The organism is Hydrogenivirga sp. 128-5-R1-1 (assembly GCF_000171895.1).
Genome location: NZ_ABHJ01000008.1, coordinates 58,931 through 75,317, shown reverse-complemented (window position 1 = coordinate 75,317; position 16,387 = coordinate 58,931). Strand labels below are relative to the sequence as shown.

The window sequence follows — 16,387 nt, the reverse complement described above, 5'->3', positions numbered from 1 at the left end:
GTTCTCGTCTGCTGACCTCTTACGGGGAGACCCCTCGCATGTCTGAGCCCTCTGTAACAACCCATGTCCATGAGCCTTTTTATGTTGAGCTGAACCTCCCTTCTGAGGTCTCCCTCAACCTTGTAGTGTTCGTCTATGAACTTCCTTAGGGTGTTCAGCTCCTCAGGAGAGAGCTCTCCTACCCTCTTTCTGCAGTCTATACCCGTTGACTCACATATCTCTCTAACCCTCGTCTTTCCTATGCCGTATATGTAGGTGAGAGCTATCTCAAGCCTCTTGTTGTCCGGAAGGTCAACACCAGCTATCCTTGCCATACCTTAACCTCCATCATCCTTGCTTTTGCTTGTGCTTGGGGTTCTCACATATAACGTAAACCTTTCCCTTCCTGCGGATTATCTTGCACTTGGCACACCTCTTCTTAACCGATGCCCTAACTCTCATAGCGACCTCCTCACAGTCTGTAAACTATCCTTCCTCTCGTAAGGTCGTAGGGTGAGAGCTCAACCCTGACCTTATCACCGGGAAGTATCCTGATGAAGTTTATCCGCATCTTCCCAGATATGTGGGCGAGAACCTCGTGTCCGCCCTCAAGCTTAACCCTGAACATACCGTTCGGGAGGGCTTCAACCACCTCTCCTTCCATGACTATGCCCTTTTCCTTCTCGTGCTCCTGCTTCCTTCTCTTTCCCATCTCAAATCTCCGTAAGTACTACGGGTCCCTCCTTGGTGATGGCTACGGTATGCTCAAAGTGAGCCGCCGGGCTCCCGTCCTTGGTCTTAACCGTCCAGCCGTCTCCGTCGTGAACCGTCTCCTCCGTTCCCAGAGCGAACATAGGCTCTATAGCTATGACCATGCCGCGCCTCAGCTTGACGTTCTTGTTGCCCATATCCTTCCTGTTGTTGGGAACGAAGGGTTCCTCGTGCACCTTCTTGCCTATACCGTGTCCTCCGTACTTGAGCACGGGGTAAACCCCATACTCCTCCGCCGTTGAGTGAACAGCTTCCACTATGTCGCTAAGCCAGTTGCCAGGAGAAGCCTTCTGCACAGCCCTCTCCAAAGCTAACTTAGTTGCCTCCATAAGCCTCTTTTTATCGGCGTCCACGCTGCCAACAGCCACGGTAATAGCAGAATCGCCAGCGTAACCATCTATTATAGCACCAAAATCCACGCTAACCAAATCTCCCTCTTCAATGATCCTGTCCTTCTTAGGTAGCCCGTGGACGACCTCCTCGTTTATAGATACGCAGGTGGCAGCTGGATACCTGACGTTGCTGAAGGGAGGCTTGTAGTTTAGAAAGGCCGGTTTGGCGCCCCTCTTCTTAGCCTCCTCTCTGGCTATGAGCTCAATGTCCCAGGCTGTTATGCCGGGCTTTATGTTCTCAGCGACAGCCTGAAGAACCTCAGCAACTACCTGACAGGCTCTCCTTATCTTCTCTATCTCCTTGTTGGAGTATAACTCTATACCTCTCTTCATGCACCTACAACCTTCTTAAGTTCTTGATAGACCTCCTCTATTTCCTTAGAGGCGTCCAGTCTTATTAATATACCCTTACGCTCATAGTATTCAATGAGGGGCTCCGTCTGTCTCCTGTAAACCTCAAGCCTGTTCCTTACAACCTCCTCCCTGTCGTCATCTCTCTGTATCAGCTTGGTCCCACACCTGTCGCACACCTCATCGTTCTCGGGAGGGTTGAACTTTATGTGGTAAACGGCTCCACAGCTCGGGCAAACGCGCCTACCTGAAAGCCTCTCCACCACGACCTCGTCGGGCACATCAAAGAGAACTACCGCATCAATCCCCATGCCCTTCTTTGAGAGCATTTCATCAAGGGCTTCAGCCTGAGCTATCGTTCTCGGAAAGCCATCAAATATCACACCGCCCTCGGGGGGCATGACCTCCTCTATGAGCGCCACTATGAGGTCGTCGGGAACGAGCTCCCCTTTGTCCATATACTCCTTAGCCTTCTTACCAAGGGGAGTTCCCTTTTTAACTGCCTCTCTGAGTATGTCTCCGGTGGATATGTGCATCAGCCCGAGCTCCTGGGCTAACCTCTTAGCCTGAGTCCCCTTTCCTGCACCTGGCGGTCCGAGAAACACGAGGTTCTTTCTCATCTTCTCTTCCTCACGTAACCTTTGTACTTCTTGGTTATGAGGTTCGCCTCCACCTGTTTGAGGGTGTCAAGGGCAACGCCCACAACAATGAGGGCGGTTGTGCCCCCGAAGTAGAAGGGAACGTTGAGCTGGAGGCTTATGAATAGGGGTATTATCGCAACCACAGAGAGGAACAGCGCACCCACAAACACCAGCCTGTTTATCACAGTCTCAAGGAACTTCTGGGTCTCAAGACCGGGTCTCACGCCGGGTATGAAGGCACCTCCCTTCCTCAGGTTGTCCGCCACCTCCACGGGGTTGATCATCACCGCCGTGTAGAAGTAGGTGAAGAAGACTATCAGCATCACATAGAGGAAGTTGTAAAAGATGGACGTGGGGTTGAAGGCATCGTATATAACCTGAGCTATCGGGTGCTGTATAAAGGTGAGAACGCTGGAGGGTATTATAAGGAGCGACTGGGCGAATATTATAGGGATAACCCCTGCGGGGTTTATCTTTATGGGCAGGTACGTTGAACCGCCTCTGTACTCCTGCCTGCCGACGACCCTCCTGGGGTACTGGACGGGTATCCTCCTCTCGGCTTCTTGAATATAAACTATGCCAACTATCACGAGGAGTACCATGACCACAGCACCCGCCACCGCAAAGGGCGCCAGGTCTCCACTTCTGAGCCTGTCCACGAGGCTTATCACGGCGTTAGGGAATCCCGCCACTATACCTGCAAAGATCAGGAGGGACATACCGTTCCCTATTCCCTTTTCCGTTATCCTCTCACCCATCCACACGAGGAACATAGTTCCCGCCACGAGCGTCATGACGGATACGAATATGAAGAGAAACCCTGCCTCCGGAACCACCGGGAAGCCTCTCGGTGAGGTCTGGTTCTGGAGCCAGAAGGCTATCCCTATGGACTGGACGAAGGCAACGAAGAGGGTCAGGTACTTGGTGTACTCGTTTATCTTGTATCTTCCGTAGTCTCCCTCCTCCTTGGCAAGCCTCTGAAGCTCAGGAATGGCGACCGTAAGGAGCTGCATCATTATAGAGGCGGATATGTAGGGCATAACTCCGAGGGCGAAGACCGTCATCCTGCTCAGGTTACCCCCGGAGAATATGTCGTAGAGGTTGAAGAGAGTCCCCTGCATCGCCTTGAAGAAGTCTTCAAGGGCTACCACATCCACGCCCGGTATGGGTATGTGGCTACCGAGCCTGTAAATGGCGAACATGAACAGGGTGTAGAGGAACCTCCTTCGGAGGTCTTCAAATACGAATATGTTCTTGAGGTAATCTATCACTTCCCAATTACCTCGCAGGTTCCTCCTGCCTTCTCCAACTTCTCCTTCGCTGTCTTTGAGAAGGCGTGAGCCTTAACAGTGAGCTTTTTGGTGAGCTCTCCGTCTCCGAGAACCTTAACGAGGTCGTTTTTAGAGCACAGACCCTTTTCAGCAAGGCGTTCCGGTGTTACCTCCTCTCCTTCCTCAAAGAGCTTATCAAGGGTTTTCAGGTTTACGACCGCGTACTCCTTCCTGTTAGGGTTGGTGAATCCCCTCTTGGGTATCCTCTGGTGCAGGGGCGTTTGACCACCCTCAAAGTAAGGGGGCACGGTTCTATCTCCGGAACGGGTCTTCTGTCCCTTGTGTCCTTTACCGGCGGTCTTCCCCTGACCAGCGGCTATTCCTCTTCCAACCCTTTTCTTTTCCCTGGTAGCTCCCGGATGGGGCTGAAGTTCATGAAGCTTCATCGCTGACTTCCTCCACTTTCAAGAGATAGTACGCCTTCCTGACATTACCCCTGACCATAGGGTTGTCCTCAAGCAGCCTTGACTGACCTGTCTTTCTGAGACCGAGGCTCCTTACAGCCTGAACGTGAGCCTCCGGTTTACCAGCGAGACCCCTAACGAGCGTTACCTTAAGCATCTTCTTTTCCGCCTTCTTCTTAGCCATGTACGCCCCTCCAAGGGTAGTAGAGCTTTACCCTGAGCTTGGGGTTTGCGTAAACGCTGAACCTCTTCTGAACTTCCTCAAGGGGAAGCCCTCTCTCTTCAGCCACCTGTTCAGGGGTTTTGAGCTGAAGGAAGGCATCAAAAACAGCCCTCACGACGTTGTCAGGAGTTGTGCTTCCTATTATCTTCGTGAGAACGTCCGTGTAGCCGGCGAGTTCAAATACGGGCTTGGCAGCTCCACCGGCGACGACACCAGTTCCCCTCCTCGCTGGCATTATTATTATCTTCGTGGGTCCGAAGTGCCCCACAACGTCGTGGGGAACCGTCCCCTCAATTATCGGCACCCTGATTATCTTCTTCTTAGCCTGTTCTATAGCCTTAGCTATGGCGAGGGGAACCTCCTTAGCCTTGCCGTGTCCAAAGCCGACGAACCCCCTCTTGTCTCCGACCACTACGAGGGTGCTGAAGGAAAACCTCCTGCCTCCCTTGGTTACCCTCGCAGTCCTGTTCGCGTATATTAGCCTCTCCTCAAGCTGAAGCTCCTCTATCATGTCCGAGACACCGTATCTCTTTCTTCTCTCTTCAATCATCGCGTCAATGTCTTTACCACCCATGTAACTCCTCCTTAGAACTCAAGGCCGAGCTCTCTACACTTGTCCGCAAAAGCCTTTATCTTGCCGTGGTATATAAACCCACCTCTATCAAACACGACCTTCTTTATACCCTTCTCCAGCGCCTTCTTGACGAGAACCTCAGCTACCCTCTGGGCTGCCTCTATGGACTTACCCCCCCTTCCACCGGCGAGCTTCTCGTACTCTGGGTCAAGGGTAGATGCGTAAACGAGGGTATTGCCCGTAGTATCGTCTATGAGCTGGGCGTAGAAGTGATGAAGGCTTCTGTAAACAGCGAGCCTCGGTCTCTCAGGTGTCCCAAAGACCTTCTTCCTTATCCTCTTGTGTCTTCTTATACGCTTCTCTCTTCTGCTCAGCTTAGCCATTTAAAACCTCCTCACTTCTTACCTGCCGCCTTTCCGGGCTTGAGCTTGAGCACCTCGTCCTTATACCTTATACCCTTACCCTTGTAAGGGTCTGGCTTCCTGAAGTCTCTTATCTCCGCAGCCACCTGACCCACCCTCTGCTTATCAACCCCGCTGACGTGTATCTCGTTTCCCTTCACCTCTATCTTCACATCCTTGGGGATCGGGTACAGGTCTGGGTGGGACTTACCGAGGTTAAGCTCAAGGGTGTTGCCTTTGACGGCAGCTCTATATCCGAGCCCCTGAACCTCAAGGATTACGGTGAATCCCTCGGTGACCCCTTTAACCATGTTCCTTATGAGCGCCGCCGTCGTCCCGTGGAGAGCCTTGTGGAAAGCCCTTTCGGTGGGCCTCTCAACCCTTATCTGCTTCTCCTTCTCGTCCACGATCACCTTCATGTCTGGATGGAAGCTCATGGAGAGCTTACCCTTAGGTCCCTCAACGGTTATCTCGTTTCCCCTCAGGGCGACCTTAACTCCGTCGGGTATGGGTATGGGGTTCTTTCCGATCCTTGACATCTCCTTTCCTCCTACCAGACTATCGCTATGACCTCTCCGCCCTTCTTCATGCTCCTCGCCTCGTGGTCTGTGAGAATTCCCGCGTCTGTTGACACTATAGCGACACCGAGCCCCCTCTTAACGTAGGGCACCCTCTTCACGGGAGCGTAAACCCTCTTCCCCGGCGTTGATACCTTCACGAGGTTTGTTATGGCGCTCCTCTCCTTTTTGGGGTCAAGGTACTTGAGGTGAATCCTCAGCGTGTACTGGGTTCCCTTTCTGTGTTGCTCGTCCTCCAGCTTCTCCCAGTCCTTTATGAAGCCTTCCCTCTTGAGGAGCTCAAGTATTCTCTCTTTAGTCCTTGAAGAGGGAACGTCTACGTAATCCTTCTTCCTCATTATCGCGTTCTTAATTGCAGAGAACATATCCGCTATAGGGTCCATACCGTACCTCCAAATTACCAGCTTGATTTCCTTACGCCCGGGAGCTCACCCCTCAGGGCTCTCTCCCTGAAGCATAGCCTGCACATATTGAAGTATCTGAGAAAACCTCTCGGTCTCCCACATATAGGACATCTATTCTTCTTTCTAACTCTCCACTTGGGGTAGTACTTCAGGTCTTTGGCAACCTTAGCTTTTCTCGGCATACTTACCTCCTCATGACGCTCTTATGGGCAGACCTAACAGAGAGAGGAGCCAGAGCGCCTCCTCATCGGTCTCCGCCGTAGTGTGTATGCTCACATCAAGTCCTCTTATCTTGTCAACCTTGTCGTAGTCTATCTCTGGATAGACTATCTGCTCAGATATACCGAAGGAGTAATTGCCTCTTCCATCAAAGGAACGGGGATTCAGACCCTTGAAGTCCTTCACCCTCGGCAGGGCAACGGATATGGTCTTGTCAAGGAAGTCCCACATCCTCTCCTTCCTCAGGGTAACCTTGGCTCCTATGGGCATACCCTTCCTGAGCTTGAAGCCAGCCTCCGACTTCTTGGCTCTCCTCACGGAAGGCTGCTGACCCGTTATGAGCTTCAGGTCTTCCATAGCCCTCTCAAGGCTCTTTATGTCCTGAACAGCCTCTCCCACGCCCATGTTTACGACTATCTTCACGAGTCTCGGAACCTCCATGGGGTTCTTGTACTCAAACCTCTTCATGAGGCGGGGGACGACCTCTTCCCTGTACTTCTGATATAGCCTGGGCACGTACTTCGTAGCTACAGCCATAGCTTAACCTCTCAACTGTTTTTCTCTTACAAGGTCTATGTTCTCGTTGCACTTCTTGCAGAACCTGTACTTCCTGAGAACTCCCTTCTCCTCAACAACCCTGAAGCCTACCCTGGTGGGTTTCTTGCAGTTCGGGCACACGAGCATGACGTTGCTTACGTGTAAGGGGGCTTCAACCTCAACTATACCACCCTCTCTAACGTTGGGTATCTCCTTCAGGTGCTTCTTCACGAGGTTCACGCCCTCAACTATGACCCTGTTCTTCTCAGGAATTACCCTTACAACCTTGCCGCTCTTGCCCTTGTTGTCCTTCTTGCCTCTGACCACGAGAACCGTATCACCCTTCTTTATCTTCCAAGCCATCAAACTACCTCCGGTGCGAGGGAAGCTATTTTGGTGAACCCTCTGTTTCTCACCTCTCTCGCTATGGGACCGAGCACCCTCGTGCCGAGCGGTTCCCCGTACTGGTTCAGGAGAACACAGGCGTTGTCGTCAAACTTTATGTAACTACCGTCAGGTCTTCTGACCTCCTTAGCAGTCCTGACAACCACAGCCCTGTATATCTTCCCCTTCTTAGCGTTTCCGTCGGGAAGTGCGTCCTTCACCGTAACGGTTATCACGTCCCCGAGGGTGGCGTACTTCCTGGGCGCGTAAGGTATCCCTATCACCTGAACCCTCTTAGCCCCCGAGTTGTCGGCAACGCTCATATAACTCTGTCTCTGTATCATGGCTTCTCTCCCAAATTCCTAAAAGTGCGTCCTCAAAAGAGACAAAACAGTATTGTAACAATTTACCCAGCCGAAAGCAAGCTCTAAATTATATAATGAGACCTCAAGGAGGTAAAGGGTGGAGAAGGAAGGTCTTTTAAGCAAGCTGACAGCCTACGTAACGGCAGGCTCCCTCTTCAGCGTCCTGATAACCCTCGGTGTTCTTTACTTCGTGCTTCACATAACGAACGTTCCTTCACACGAAATACCCAAGATAATGCTGTTTTCATCTGCGGTTATAACACTGTCCTTCACACTGCCCATATTCTTCGTGAGGGCTGTATTCTACAAGCTCTTCCTTGAAAAGATTGACCACATGATAGAGAACATGGACAGGGTCAGCAGGGGAGACCTGGACACGCCGATAGAACCAGAGACGAACGACGAGTTCGGGCAGATGGCGGAAGCCTTTGAGAGGATGAGAGTGGGGATCAAGGAGCTGGTTTCGCAGTTGGAGGGAGAACTTGATAGGAAGAGGTAAGAAGTACAGGAGTATCCTCTACAAGATCCTGGACGTGGTCTTTATAGGCTCGCTGCTTGCGGCAGCGCTCGTGTTCTTCGTCTTCTTCTTCGCGATGGTTAACAACGGTGTGCCCGAGGAGACGGCGTGGAAGTACGCTCTGGGTTCAACCCTCTTTCTGGTGCTGTGCTGGTTCGTGGGACCCATACTCATAATCCAGCTCTTAATAGAGAAAACTATCCTCAAGCCCATAAAGGAGATGACAAAGCTCCTTGAGAAGATGAGTAAGGGAGACCTGGACACACCCTTAGAGGTGAAGGGATACTACAAAGAGATAGACATGCTCGCGGAAGCCTTTGAAAGGATGAGGTTGTCCCTGAGGGCTCTGATCAGAAGGTTGAAGAAGAATGCGTCCTGAGGAAGAGCTTAAGGTTGCCTTGGATAGGGCGAGGCAGGGCACGGGTGCCCTCTTCATAGCGGTTCAAGATGTACTCGGCTTCCTGAACATATTCTCTGCCGACATTGAGGAGAACTTCGTTCGGAGGTGGCTACAGAGGCTTGAAACGACGGCAATAAGCTTCACCACTCTGGACACCGGCAACTCAACCGGTCCCCCGGACTTCTCCTTCGGTGACGTCGGAAAGTATCTCTACTACATAGGCGTGCTCAACCCTCACCTGTACACCGTTGGGCTCTTCCCGAAAAGGGTGGGTGCTGCCAAGGTTCTTTACGGCATGGGCGGCGTGGTTGAGGAACTCAGGCAGTTTAACGATATCCTTGAGGAGCTCAAGGAGACCTCACGGAAGAAGTACCTTGAACAGAAAGCCAAGGAGGGAGAGCTAAAGCAGATAAGGAGGAAGAAGAAGTACCTCTCCCAGCACCAGGTTGAAGCTCTCAAAGACGCCTTCCAGAACGAGATAGGACCGGCGGGGGATTACATATTCAACGCAACCATAATTGAGAAGCGCTTCAACAGAAACCTCCTCACCAAGGAGGACGCCTACGAGCTCATAGACTACCTCGCCCAGGAGATAGACTCCCTTGACAGGGCGGAGAGGTTCGTCAAGACCGCTCTGAGCATAGTGGACGAAGAAGTTATATAATTCTCTTCCCATGGAAGAAGCGAGACATAGAAAGCTGAAAGAGCTCAGAGAAAGGGGGATAAACCCTTACCCCTACAGGTTTGAGATCACCAGCTTCATAGGGGACGTAAGGAGAAAGTACGAGAGCGACCCACCGGAGGGGTTGAGGGTAAAGATAAGGGGAAAGGCTAAGAGGGTATCAAGAACCGAGGACGGCTACCTTGTGAGACTCTCGGAGGAAGAGGGCGTAGAGATACTCGTATTCACAAAGGAAGAGGGGCTCAAGCAGGGCGAGGAGTACACCTTTGAGGGCTTCCTCTCAAGGGTTGAGGGCAAGCTGAGCCTTATAGACGCTGTCCTCTCATCAGGAGATACCGAAAGCATAAAGGAGTTAAAGGAGAGGTTTGACTCAGACCCCAACAGAGAGAAAGTGTCCCTCGGGGGCAGGCTGGTAGCCCTCAGGACTATGGGTAAGGCTATATTCGGGCACATACAGGACCTCACAGGCAGGATACAGATATATCTCAGGAAGGACATAGTGGGCGATGAGAACTTCTCCCTGTTCAACGAGTTCATAGACCTTGGAGATATAGTGGGCGTTGAGGGAGAGCTCTTCAGAACCCAGACCGGAGAGCTTACCGTTGAGGTCCACAGCTTTGAACTCCTCGCCAAGTGTCTCCACCCGCTCCCGGAAAAGTGGCACGGACTCAAGGACGTTGAGGTGAGGTACAGGCAGAGATACCTTGACCTCATAGCAAACCCGGATGCGAGGAAGACCTTCCTCCTGAGGAGCAGGTTGATAAGTGAGCTCAGACGCTTCTTTGACGACAGGGGCTTTGTGGAGGTAGAAACCCCCATACTCCAGACCGTAGCCAGCGGAGCGAACGCAAAGCCCTTCATGACCTACCACAACTATCTGGAGATGAACCTCTACCTCAGGATAGCTCCGGAGCTTTACCTCAAGAGGTTGATAGTGGGCGGCTTTCCGAGGGTGTACGAGCTCGGAAAGAACTTCAGGAACGAGGGTGTAGACCGAACCCACAACCCCGAGTTCACGATGGTTGAGTTCTACGCAGCTTACTGGGACTACAACGACCTAATGAAGTTCACGGAGAAACTATTCGTCCACCTGCTTGAAAGAACCGTAGGCACGCTAAAGCTGTCCTACGAGGGTGTAGAGCTGGATTTCTCGCCCCCTTTCAGGAGGGTGAGCTACTTCGACCTACTCAAGGAAAAAACCGGGAAAGACAAGGAGTTCTTTCTGAAGGACATAGAAGGTTTGAGGAAGCTCGCAGGCGAGCTTGATATAACACACCACGAGAGGCTGACCCACGCCAAGCTGATAGACAAGGTCTTTGAGAGGGTGGCTGAGGAAGACCTCGTTCAGCCTACGTTCGTTATAGACTTCCCCAAGCTCCTGTCGCCCCTCGCCAAGACCCACAGGGAAGACCCCGACCTCGTGGAGAGGTTTGAGCTCATAGTGGCGACCTACGAAGTTGCCAACGCCTACACTGAGCTCAACGATCCAGCCGACCAGAAAGAGAGGTTCTTAGAGCAGCTCAAGGAGAAGGAGATGGGAGACGAGGAGGCTATGGACATGGACGAGGACTTCATAAGGGCTCTTGAGTACGGGATGCCACCTACCGCGGGAGAGGGCATAGGGATAGACAGGCTCGTCATGCTCCTGACCAACACGGACACCATAAGAGACGTGATCCTCTTCCCTCACATGAGACCCCAATAAGCCGAACTTATTTGTTGTACAGGTATGACTCTGAGAAAGAGGATATTTGTCCTTACAGCCGTATCCTTCTCCCTCACAGTTGCCGTCGCAGCCTATCACCAGTTCTTCCTTTACAGAGACCTTCTCAAGAAGGAGAAGGAGAGCTTCTGCAGGACGAGCGTCTCCGAGTTTAACCAACTCGTTGACTTCCACAAGAGGATAGCCAACTCTATCTCCTCTTACATATCAAAGGACGAAGAGGTCAAGAGGCTCTTTGATAAAGGGGACAGGGAGGGTTTATACAGGATGCTAAGACCACTCTACGAGGAGGTAAGGAAGGAGAACCTAATAAGGGAGATGGTGCTCTTTAAATTACCCGCCAACCTCTTTCTGAACGTCAGAGTACCCACAGCCAAGCCGAGAAGGACGAAGAGAAAAGACGTCATAGAGGCTGGGAAAACGTGCACGACCACCAAGTCAATAGTGGTGTGCGTGAACTACGTGGGTATACGCGCCGTGAACCCAATAGTTAGAGGTGGAAGGACGCTCGGCGTTGTATCCGTGGGCATAGACATGGAAGACTTTCTCAAGCACTACCACTCCATAACGGGTAACAGAAGCGGACTGGCTGTAAAGGAAAGCGTCCTTAAGAGGTCTCTGAGGGAGGAAAGCCTTAAGAAATACATATCTCGCTCTCTGAGGAGTGGGGACTTCCTCATACGCACAAGCGACGGAAAGGATGACTTTCTCAAGGAGCTCAGCTTCAGAGACAACTCCGAGGAGCTCAAGGTAGGAGACAAACTTATCCTCGCCTGTAGCATACCTGTGAAGGACTTCTCTGGTGAGGTAATAGGATACTTCTTTACCTACAGGGACATAAGCTCCCTCTCGGCAGCGCTCGCCTTAGAGAGCTTCAAGAGGCTGATGAAGAGCTACGTTCCCCTCATGCTGCTCGTCTTCCTGGGCTCTCTCCTCATACTGGGCAGGATCTCCGACCGTGTGGAGAGGCTCAAGAGGGTAACGGAGCTGATCAAGAGGAGGAAGTTCAAGGAGTTGGAGGGGCTCTCCCCCTCAGGGAAGGACGAGTTCGGCGAGATAGAGTCCGCCATTCTCAGCATGGCTCACGAGATTGAGAAGTACATAAATGTGCTCTCAAAGGAGATAGAAGTTTACACGAGCAAGGCTTACATGGACAGCCTGACCGGAGTCTTCAACAGGAGGGCTTTTGACGAGTTCGGGAGGGAATTAATAGAGAGGTTCCTCACCTTGAGTAAGCCCATATCGGTCTTGATGATAGATGTGGACGACTTCAAGAGGGTTAACGACAGCCACGGACATCAGGTAGGCGACCAAGTCCTCGCAGAGCTGGGCAGGCTTATAAGGGAGACGCTGAGAGAGACCGACATAGTCTTCAGGTACGGAGGAGAGGAGTTCTTGGCACTGCTTCCTGGCACTTCCCTGGAGGGAGCCCTGCGGGCTGGGGACAAGGTCAGGAGGAGGGTGGAGGCTCACAGCTTCCCTCCGGGAGACCAGAGGATAACCGTGAGCGTCGGGGTTGCTCAGGGAACGGAGGGTGACGAGAGGGCTGAGGATGTGGTCAGCAGGGCAGACAGAGCTCTCTACATAGCTAAGAAGACGGGCAAGAACAGGGTCTCTTCGGAAACATAATCCAGGTCAATGTGTCCCCGCTCACGGGGCATATATTTCGGTGCGGAGGTGCAGACCTATGAAATTTCTGCTCGTTACTCAGGAAGTATGCCCAAGATGTGATAGAGCTAAGAAGCTACTCAGGGAAGTCCAGAGGGAAGTCCCCTTTGAATGGGAAGAGGTGGACATGTATGAGATGCTTGACACCTTTACCTACCTGGGCATAGCCACCACGCCCGTTCTTCTCCTTGAGGACGAAGACGAAGATTACACGGAAGAGCACATACTCTTCATGGGTGAGCTTCCGAGGAAGTGGAGGCTCAAGGAGATAATAGAGAGCTACATTGAAAAGTATGCAGAGCCTGAGAGAGAGGCTGTGTGAGAGAGCCTCACTCCTGGGAGTAGACCTAACCGATAGGGAGATAGATAACGCCCTGAGAGACCTGGGGAGATGGCTCCCTAAAGGCTTATCCTCTTCCGACGTCCTCAAGACTGAGGATGGAAGTTACACCCTGATGAGCGAAGAGTACGGAGAGCCCTATCACAGCGTCACGGCGGGGGCATTGACGGAAGCCCTTGAAAAGTTCTTCAAGCCCTCTCTTCTGGTAGAGGTGGCAGCGAAGGCGGAGAGGGTAACGCTCCTTGATATAGGTTTCGGACTCGGTTACAACGCCGCGGTGGCTGTACACGAGCTCAGGAAGATAAACAAGAGGCTAAACATAGAGATTCTCGCCCTTGATAAGAGGCTGCCGGATGCAATACCCAGCCTGCCTGAACCCTACACAAAAACCCACAGTTCACTCCTTGGCATGCTCCCTGCCGGAGAGAGGGAGGGAGTATCTCTGAAACTGCTTGAGGGAGACTTCAGGGAGACACTGCGTAAGGTGGTAGGCTTCAGAGCTGACGCCGTCTTTCACGACCCCTTCTCTCCCTACAGGAACCCGGAAGCCTGGAGCCTTGAGCTGCTCAGCCTGATAAGACCTCTCATGAAGGAAGAGGGCGCATGGGTCTCCTACACCTCCTCACTTCCGGTGAGGAGGTCTCTTATAGAACTCGGTTTCAACGTCGGGAGTACACCTCCGGTGGGGAGAAGGAGGGGAGGAACGGTAGCCTCCCTGAAAAGAGCCTTCAGGCTGGGGGAAGAGGAGAGAAGTAAACTTATGGACTCGCCTTACAGCACTCCATTCAGAGACCCAGGGCTGGAACTTGAGCCCGTGGACATACTTATTGATTACCGTATCAGCGTCCTCCTTCGGGAGAGAGCGCTTTCCTCAGGAGGAAGAAGAGGGCTATCGCGAACGCCATCATGAGCAGGGTTACCACCTGATTCCAGGTAAGCCCGAGACCGGGTATAGGAGGGGTTACACCCCTGTAGAACTCAAGGGCAAACCTCTCCGCTCCGTAGAGGAGCATGTATAGACTGAACACCTCTCCATCAAACTTCTTTCTCCTGAATAGGAAAAGAAGTATCAGGAATATCAGTAAGTTCCCTGCAGCTTCAAGTATCTGGGTGGGATAGAGGGGTATCCCGTGGGGAGCCACAGCCCCGGAGGGGAACACCACGTAGAAGAAGGGGAAGTCCTTCATGAAGTGGATCCCTACGCTCACGTCCTCCGCGTTGGGAACGGGTCTTCCGTAACAGCATCCCGCCGCGGTACAGCCCAGCCTGCCTATGGCGTGGGCGAGGGCAAGCGACGGAGCCGCCACGTCGGCAACCTTCCAGAGGGGGAGGGAGTGCCTCTTCACAGCCACGAGCGCACCCAGTATTCCTCCTCCGAGACCGCCGAGGAAGCTCACACCGCCCTTCCAGAGGGCTATGACGTCTATAAGGCTCTTAACCTCCTCAGGGTGTTCAACAACGAAGGCTATACGGGAGCCTATAAGTCCGAAGACGGCAGCGTATATGAATACCGACTCCGCCTTGTCCTCAGGTATACCCTCGGAGCGGGAGAGCCTTATCGCGGTGAAGTACGCCAGTATCAAACCGATAGCTACGAGGACTCCGTAGGTTGATATCCTTACGCCGAATATCTCTATGAGCTCGGGGAACATTAACTCTCAACCTCCTCTATAAGAAGTTTAACCTCCCTGCCGTTGAGTATGAAGTGAAGCTCTCTAAAGAAGCCCTTCTCGTCCTCTTTGCCCAGTAGAACCCTGACGCTTTTATTGTTCTTAAGGTTTATTATGGCGAGCTCCACGGGCTTGTTGCCGTTGAATATCACGAGCCTTTCGTAGATCTTCCCTCTGCGACGGAAGTAAAGCAAGCCCTCCCTGCAGAAGGAGTACTCTCTCCCGGTTAGCAGCCTGCCGAAGACGAGATACTCCGGGGGCGCAGGAAGTATGTAACACTTACCCTCAAGGCAGAGCCTGTTTCCACTTAGGTCTATGCCCTTAGCCCTTGCCACCCTGACCGTGTACCGCCCATCAAACTTGGCGAGCATCATGGGGAACTTCAGGGGTCCGTACTTGAGGATCCCGTATATGCGAAAGTCCTCAGGCACAGCTCTGCTCTGGTAAGAATTCACGAGCTTCTGGTCGTAAACGCACTTGCGTTCAACCTTTGGGGCACAGGAAAACATGAGAAAGAGCAGGGGTATGAGAAGAAGACGTGCCATCACTTCATTCTAATCCTGACGGCGAGGGCGTGGGCTTCAAGACCCTCGGCGACGGCTATAGCCTCAGCAAGGTCTGCCACCCTGTTGAAGCCCTCCTCGGACACGTATAGGACTGAGCTCCTCTTCAAGAAGTCGTAAACACCGAGGGGTGAGAAGAAACGGGCTGTTCTGCCCGTAGGTAGGGTATGGTTCGGTCCCAGCACGTAGTCTCCGAGGGGTTCCGTAGTATAGTCTCCCAGAAAGACCGCACCCGCGTGCCTTATGTTAGGAAGAAGAGCCATCGGCTCTCTCGTCATTATCTCCAAGTGCTCCGGGGCTATGAAGTTAGCCACCTCACAGGCGTGGTACAGGTCTTCCACTATGAAGGCTGTCCCGAACCTCTGGAGGGACTTCTCAGCGATCTCTCTCCTCTCAAGAGATTCAAGGATCTTATATACGTGCTCCTTCACCTTCCTGGCGAAAGCCTCAGAAGGCGTAAGGAGTATTGAGGCTGCAAGCTCATCGTGCTCAGCCTGGGAGAGCATATCTGCCGCCACCCAAGAAGGATTTGCCCCGTCATCGGCTATCACTAGTATCTCTGAAGGTCCGGCTATCATGTCTATGTCCACAACACCGAAGAGCAGCTTCTTGGCGAGTGCCACGTATATGTTCCCTGGACCAACTATCTTGTCCACCCTGGGGACGCTGTCCGTCCCGTAGGCGAGGGCTGCTACAGCCTGAGCCCCCCCTATCTGGAACACCCTACTCACGCCGGCTATGAAGGCTGCGGCGAGGGTATATTTGTTAGGCTTGGGCGAGACCATTATTATCTCTTCCACCCCAGCCACCACCGCAGGAACGACGTTCATAAGGACGGTTGAAGGGTAGGCTGCCTTCCCGCCTGGCACATACACACCCACCCTTTCAAGGGGCATAACCTTCTGCCCGAGGACTATGCCTTCCTCCTCTTTGAAGAAGGAGTTTTCAAGCTGTTTTTCGTGGAAGACCCTTATCCTCTCCTCGGCTATCTCAAGGGCTTCCTTTACCTTCTCTTCAAGCTCCTCGTAAGCGTTCTCAAGCTCTTCGTAGGGAATCTCAAGGGTGTCAGGGGTGAGCTCAACGCCGTCAAACCTGGAGGTGTACTCCACAAGGGCTTCGTCCCCCCGCTCCTTTACGCCTCTAACTATCTCCTTTACCGCCTCTTCGTACTCTTCAGCGAGTATATCCCCCCTGTCTGCAAGGTAGCGAAGTCTCTCGTCAAACCTCCATGCCCTGCCTCTTAGGTCTACTATCTCCATATACTCAAAAT

At 52.6% G+C, this 16,387-nt stretch carries 26 protein-coding genes; 7 read left to right on the top strand and 19 right to left on the bottom strand.

Annotated features, from left to right (window positions below):
* The 16 genes from rpsM to rplN all read right to left on the bottom strand — a co-directional run.
* Positions 1 to 314: 30S ribosomal protein S13 (gene rpsM / locus HG1285_RS08670; RefSeq protein WP_008287621.1), on the bottom strand; the 314-nt coding region annotated here is incomplete at its 3' end.
* A gap of 13 nt (positions 315 to 327) precedes the next feature.
* Positions 328 to 441, bottom strand: coding sequence for a 50S ribosomal protein L36 (gene rpmJ / locus HG1285_RS08675; RefSeq protein ID WP_008287620.1), 114 nt, complete (start codon positions 439 to 441; stop codon positions 328 to 330).
* Between the two features lie 10 nt (positions 442 to 451).
* Positions 452 to 691, bottom strand: coding sequence for a translation initiation factor IF-1 (gene infA / locus HG1285_RS08680; RefSeq protein WP_008287619.1), 240 nt, complete (start codon positions 689 to 691; stop codon positions 452 to 454).
* Position 692: 1 nt separating this feature from the next.
* A complete protein-coding gene (map, locus tag HG1285_RS08685) occupies positions 693 to 1,475 on the bottom strand; it encodes a type I methionyl aminopeptidase (RefSeq protein ID WP_008287618.1) in 783 nt (260 codons plus the stop codon).
* A complete protein-coding gene (locus HG1285_RS08690) occupies positions 1,472 to 2,113 on the bottom strand; it encodes an adenylate kinase (RefSeq protein WP_008287617.1) in 642 nt (213 codons plus the stop codon). Before HG1285_RS08690 ends, map begins: the two co-directional genes overlap by 4 nt.
* Positions 2,110 to 3,405 carry a preprotein translocase subunit SecY gene (gene secY, locus HG1285_RS08695; RefSeq protein ID WP_008287616.1) on the bottom strand — a complete coding sequence of 432 codons (1,296 nt, stop codon included), beginning with the start codon at positions 3,403 to 3,405 and terminating at the stop codon, positions 2,110 to 2,112. The genes HG1285_RS08690 and secY overlap by 4 nt, the downstream gene beginning before the upstream one ends.
* Positions 3,402 to 3,851 carry a 50S ribosomal protein L15 gene (rplO, locus tag HG1285_RS08700; protein ID WP_008287615.1) on the bottom strand — a complete coding sequence of 150 codons (450 nt, stop codon included), beginning with the start codon at positions 3,849 to 3,851 and terminating at the stop codon, positions 3,402 to 3,404. Before rplO ends, secY begins: the two co-directional genes overlap by 4 nt.
* The gene (gene rpmD, locus HG1285_RS08705) at positions 3,838 to 4,053 is read right to left on the bottom strand and encodes a 50S ribosomal protein L30 (RefSeq protein ID WP_008287614.1); all 216 of its coding nucleotides are present in this window, start codon (positions 4,051 to 4,053) and stop codon (positions 3,838 to 3,840) included. The genes rplO and rpmD overlap by 14 nt, the downstream gene beginning before the upstream one ends.
* Entirely contained in the window at positions 4,046 to 4,666 is a 621-nt protein-coding gene (gene rpsE, locus HG1285_RS08710; protein ID WP_008287613.1) for a 30S ribosomal protein S5, read from the bottom strand. The genes rpmD and rpsE overlap by 8 nt, the downstream gene beginning before the upstream one ends.
* Positions 4,667 to 4,677: 11 nt before the next feature.
* Entirely contained in the window at positions 4,678 to 5,049 is a 372-nt protein-coding gene (gene rplR / locus HG1285_RS08715) for a 50S ribosomal protein L18 (RefSeq protein ID WP_008287612.1), read from the bottom strand.
* 11 nt (positions 5,050 to 5,060) lie between these two features.
* Positions 5,061 to 5,606 carry a 50S ribosomal protein L6 gene (gene rplF, locus HG1285_RS08720; RefSeq protein ID WP_008287611.1) on the bottom strand — a complete coding sequence of 182 codons (546 nt, stop codon included), beginning with the start codon at positions 5,604 to 5,606 and terminating at the stop codon, positions 5,061 to 5,063.
* Positions 5,607 to 5,617: 11 nt separating this feature from the next.
* Positions 5,618 to 6,028, bottom strand: coding sequence for a 30S ribosomal protein S8 (gene rpsH / locus HG1285_RS08725; RefSeq protein ID WP_008287610.1), 411 nt, complete (start codon positions 6,026 to 6,028; stop codon positions 5,618 to 5,620).
* 14 nt (positions 6,029 to 6,042) lie between these two features.
* Positions 6,043 to 6,231 carry a type Z 30S ribosomal protein S14 gene (locus HG1285_RS08730; RefSeq protein ID WP_008287609.1) on the bottom strand — a complete coding sequence of 63 codons (189 nt, stop codon included), beginning with the start codon at positions 6,229 to 6,231 and terminating at the stop codon, positions 6,043 to 6,045.
* 10 nt (positions 6,232 to 6,241) lie between these two features.
* On the bottom strand, positions 6,242 to 6,805 hold the full coding sequence (gene rplE / locus HG1285_RS08735; RefSeq protein WP_008287608.1) for a 50S ribosomal protein L5: 564 nt from the start codon (positions 6,803 to 6,805) through the stop codon (positions 6,242 to 6,244).
* Positions 6,806 to 6,808: 3 nt separating this feature from the next.
* Positions 6,809 to 7,168, bottom strand: a complete 360-nt coding sequence (rplX, locus tag HG1285_RS08740; RefSeq protein ID WP_008287607.1) for a 50S ribosomal protein L24 — start codon at positions 7,166 to 7,168, stop codon at positions 6,809 to 6,811.
* Positions 7,168 to 7,533 (bottom strand): 50S ribosomal protein L14, encoded by a 366-nt coding sequence (rplN, locus tag HG1285_RS08745; RefSeq protein ID WP_008287606.1) that lies wholly within the window; start codon positions 7,531 to 7,533, stop codon positions 7,168 to 7,170. Before rplN ends, rplX begins: the two co-directional genes overlap by 1 nt.
* A 118-nt stretch (positions 7,534 to 7,651) precedes the next feature.
* On the opposite strand from rplN, the gene HG1285_RS08750 reads away from it, so the two are divergent.
* The 7 genes from HG1285_RS08750 to HG1285_RS08775 are packed head-to-tail and all read left to right on the top strand — an operon-like array spanning position 7,652 to position 13,794.
* The gene (locus HG1285_RS08750; RefSeq protein ID WP_008287605.1) at positions 7,652 to 8,053 is read left to right on the top strand and encodes a HAMP domain-containing protein; all 402 of its coding nucleotides are present in this window, start codon (positions 7,652 to 7,654) and stop codon (positions 8,051 to 8,053) included.
* Positions 8,037 to 8,450 carry a HAMP domain-containing protein gene (locus HG1285_RS08755; protein ID WP_008287604.1) on the top strand — a complete coding sequence of 138 codons (414 nt, stop codon included), beginning with the start codon at positions 8,037 to 8,039 and terminating at the stop codon, positions 8,448 to 8,450. Before HG1285_RS08750 ends, HG1285_RS08755 begins: the two co-directional genes overlap by 17 nt.
* Positions 8,440 to 9,135: a hypothetical protein gene (locus HG1285_RS08760; RefSeq protein ID WP_008287603.1), complete on the top strand. Its 696-nt coding sequence runs from the start codon at positions 8,440 to 8,442 to the stop codon at positions 9,133 to 9,135. The genes HG1285_RS08755 and HG1285_RS08760 overlap by 11 nt, the downstream gene beginning before the upstream one ends.
* 10 nt (positions 9,136 to 9,145) lie before the next feature.
* Positions 9,146 to 10,858, top strand: a complete 1,713-nt coding sequence (lysS, locus tag HG1285_RS08765) for a lysine--tRNA ligase (protein ID WP_008287602.1) — start codon at positions 9,146 to 9,148, stop codon at positions 10,856 to 10,858.
* 24 nt (positions 10,859 to 10,882) lie between these two features.
* A complete protein-coding gene (locus HG1285_RS18805; RefSeq protein ID WP_008287601.1) occupies positions 10,883 to 12,505 on the top strand; it encodes a diguanylate cyclase in 1,623 nt (540 codons plus the stop codon).
* A 58-nt stretch (positions 12,506 to 12,563) separates the two neighbouring features.
* Complete coding sequence (locus tag HG1285_RS08770) at positions 12,564 to 12,866, top strand: glutaredoxin family protein (RefSeq protein ID WP_008287600.1); 303 nt, start codon at positions 12,564 to 12,566, stop codon at positions 12,864 to 12,866.
* The gene (locus HG1285_RS08775) at positions 12,838 to 13,794 is read left to right on the top strand and encodes an MnmC family methyltransferase (RefSeq protein WP_008287599.1); all 957 of its coding nucleotides are present in this window, start codon (positions 12,838 to 12,840) and stop codon (positions 13,792 to 13,794) included. The genes HG1285_RS08770 and HG1285_RS08775 overlap by 29 nt, the downstream gene beginning before the upstream one ends.
* Here the strand turns inward: HG1285_RS08775 and lgt are convergent.
* From lgt to hisD, 3 genes are read right to left on the bottom strand one after another with little or no spacing between them, the layout of a single operon-like run.
* The gene (gene lgt / locus HG1285_RS08780; RefSeq protein WP_008287598.1) at positions 13,724 to 14,536 is read right to left on the bottom strand and encodes a prolipoprotein diacylglyceryl transferase; all 813 of its coding nucleotides are present in this window, start codon (positions 14,534 to 14,536) and stop codon (positions 13,724 to 13,726) included. The genes HG1285_RS08775 and lgt overlap by 71 nt on opposite strands.
* On the bottom strand, positions 14,536 to 15,099 hold the full coding sequence (locus tag HG1285_RS08785; RefSeq protein ID WP_008287597.1) for a hypothetical protein: 564 nt from the start codon (positions 15,097 to 15,099) through the stop codon (positions 14,536 to 14,538). Before HG1285_RS08785 ends, lgt begins: the two co-directional genes overlap by 1 nt.
* Entirely contained in the window at positions 15,099 to 16,376 is a 1,278-nt protein-coding gene (gene hisD / locus HG1285_RS08790; RefSeq protein ID WP_008287596.1) for a histidinol dehydrogenase, read from the bottom strand. The genes HG1285_RS08785 and hisD overlap by 1 nt, the downstream gene beginning before the upstream one ends.
* Positions 16,377 to 16,387 lie beyond the last annotated feature (11 nt).